We start from the raw sequence: 247 nt of genomic DNA, 5'->3' as shown, positions 1-247 counted from the left end.
GGAATTTCGAGCAGGTTGATGCAGCGCAGCAGCGTGCTCTTGCCGCCGCCCGAAGGCCCAACCAGCGCGGTGACGCTGCCTTCGGGGATGCGGATGCTGATATCCTTGAGGATGACGGCGTCGCCGAAACGCTTTTCGATGTTGGAAAGCTCGATCATGCATTTGCCTCCAGCATGCCGCCATAACGCGCGAAGCGGCGTTCCAGCCGCACCTGCAGCTGCGAGAGGACGGAGCTCAGGACGAGATA

At 61.5% G+C, this 247-nt stretch carries 1 protein-coding gene and 1 pseudogene; both read right to left on the bottom strand.

Features of this window, described 5'->3' with window-relative positions; all coding sequences use genetic code 11:
- On the bottom strand, positions 1-158 hold a 158-nt coding region (locus EOD29_RS34055), incomplete at its 3' end, for an ATP-binding cassette domain-containing protein (RefSeq protein ID WP_164764053.1).
- Positions 155-247, bottom strand: a pseudogene (locus EOD29_RS34050) (cysteine ABC transporter permease); the annotation flags it as partial. The pseudogene EOD29_RS34050 and the gene EOD29_RS34055, both read right to left, overlap by 4 nt.

The organism is Mesorhizobium sp. M1A.T.Ca.IN.004.03.1.1 (genome assembly GCF_003997555.1).
Lineage (GTDB): Bacteria > Pseudomonadota > Alphaproteobacteria > Rhizobiales > Rhizobiaceae > Mesorhizobium.
The sequence above is the reverse complement of the archived record's forward strand: the minus strand, read 5'-3'. Positions and strand labels throughout refer to the sequence as shown.